The organism is Acidithiobacillus sp. TH-A36 (genome assembly GCF_057473445.1).
In genome coordinates this window covers 1-2,355 of record NZ_JBYCKP010000502.1, presented here as the reverse complement: position 1 = coordinate 2,355, position 2,355 = coordinate 1, and the positions used below count along the sequence as shown (strand labels likewise).

2 protein-coding genes are annotated in these 2,355 nt (G+C 56.8%); both read left to right on the top strand.

Features of this window, described 5'->3' with window-relative positions; genetic code table 11:
- Positions 1-196 precede the first annotated feature (196 nt).
- A complete protein-coding gene (locus tag AC2VLY_RS12805; protein WP_193649921.1) occupies positions 197-871 on the top strand; it encodes an ABC transporter ATP-binding protein in 675 nt (224 codons plus the stop codon).
- Positions 871-2,355: ABC transporter permease (locus AC2VLY_RS12800; protein ID WP_486922405.1), on the top strand; the 1,485-nt coding region annotated here is incomplete at its 3' end. The genes AC2VLY_RS12805 and AC2VLY_RS12800, both read left to right, overlap by 1 nt.

Genomic DNA, 2,355 nt, shown 5'->3' with positions numbered 1-2,355 from the left:
GACTATTCAAAACGATCCATGGACGGCCCCCGAAAACCGGTTGACAGGGCATTCTCTACAACCACTTCCCAGACTCATTTATGGATTGGAAAATACTAGTCTACAGACAAACGAATTTTCCCGGATTTTGAGCGTCTGACAACTATTCCACTAGCTTGTGGTAACTTATTTGTCCCTGACAATGGAGAAAATTCCAGTGACCGCACTTCTGGTCTTGAAGGATTTAGCCAAACGACTCCCCGGCAATAATGACAAATGGTTGTTCCGTGAAGCTAATTTGGAGGTGAGTTCGGGAGATTTTGTGGCCATCATGGGAGAAAGCGGCGTCGGCAAGAGCACCCTTCTGCACATTATCGCTGGCCTGGAACGACCGGATGGCGGACAAATGCATTTTCGGAATCAGGCACTCAACACCATGGATGATGACAGCCGCACCCTGCTCCGCCGCCGTCATATGGGTTTTGTGTTTCAGGCTTTTCACCTGATTCCGCAATTGAATGTTACTGAAAATATCGCGCTGCCCTGGCGTCTCAATGGTCTGCCACGCAAGGACCTTCCCCGGCGTATTCAGCACCTTGCCGAACAGTTGGGTATTGACGGAAGGCTGCAGGCCTGGCCCAGGGAGCTTTCCGGAGGCGAAATGCAAAGAGTCGCCGTCGCCCGGGCGATTGTGCATCGTCCTTCCATGATTCTGGCTGATGAACCAACAGGCAGTCTGGATGCAGAATCCGCCGAATCGGTCATGAATTTGCTCTACACCGCGCTGGAAGCGGAAGGGCCGGCCGTACTGCTGGTCACCCATTCTGAGGCCGCAGCCAACCAGGCACAGCGCAAACTGCACTTTGATGCCCAGGGATTTCACCCCCTGTGATGATGCGTATTCCCTGGCGGGCTGCAGTCTGGCGCCCCCTGCGACAACGTCCGGGTGCTACCGTTCTGGCCATGATCGGCATTGCCTTGGGGGTGGCTTTGGGATTGGCCATTGCGCTCATCAATGTGCAGGCGGTCAGTGATTTTTCGGCGGGGCTTCGCCATATGGCGGGTCAGGCAGATCTGACCCTCAGCGCTCCGGGTCCTGGTTTTAATAACGCCTGGTATGCACGTCTGAGCATGGCACCCAACGTAGCGGTAGCGGCGCCCGAAATCCATTTGCAGGCGCCCCTCATTCAACCCGCACACCAACAGCCCCTTCAGATTCTGGGAATCGATGCCTTTCAGGCCGCCAGGATGGGGCAACCCCTGATCCCCCTGAATCTGCGCAGCCCGCTGGCCCTGCTGGACCCGCTGAATATTGCCCTGAGTTCCCCGGCTATGCAGAAGTTGAATGTTCACACAGGCGATTTCATTACCGTCAATGCGGACGGAATACCGCGCCGCCTCAGGGTGATCGGCACCCTTCCTGATGTTCCGGGCGTAGGAGTAATGGGTGTCATGGATATTGCTGCGGTGCAATGGTTATGGGGCCGTGGACATGAAATCAATCAGGTCGATTTGCGCCTGCAACCCGGAATCAGCAATCAGGCTTTTGAAAAGCAGTGGCGGCCACTACTGCCCCCGGGAGCGGTTCTCGAAAGTCCCGCCCAGCAGGGTCGGGTAGCGGCAGATGCTTCAAGAGCCTATCGCGTCAATCTGCTGGTACTCTCTCTGGTGGCGTTATTTACCGGGGCGTTTCTGGTGTATGCCACCCTCGCCATGGGGGTCGTGCGCCAGCGCCAGCAACTGGCGCTTTTGCGGGTATTGGGTTTGCGTCGGCGCGAAATCATTATGGCGGTCATGCTGCAGGGCGTAGTGCTCGGTGTGCCCGGTGCACTTCTCGGATTACCACTGGGGGTTATGACCGCCGGATTGGCGCTGGTGCATCTTGGCGGAGATTTGGGCGCAGGATATTTCAGTAGCGCTGCCCTGCAATTACATTGGCATCCCTTACTCATGAGTATATTTTTTGCAGCTGGAATGGGCGCCGCACTGATAGGCGCCTTTTTACCCGCATGGGAAACCAGTCGCGCCATTCCGGCCCAGGCTCTGCGTGCCGGCGCAGAAGAACAAAGTCATCTCCATCGCCAACATCCACGCATCGGCTTTCTGCTGTTGATTATGGCGCTGGGAGGGGCCATGGCCCCTGCCATTCATGGCATTCCCTATCTGGCTTATGGCGCTATTGCCTGTCTGCTGTTTGCCCTGCTCTTCCTGCTGGCTCCATTGCTGCGCCTTATCGTCCAGTTAATCCCCTTACCTGAAAGCAGTCTCTGGCGCCTGGCCCTGCTGCAATTACGGGGCGCTCCGGGGCGTGCTGCGCAAAGCCTGGCCGCCGTCGTGGTAGCCTTCAGTCTGGTGGTAGCCATGGCCATTATGGTC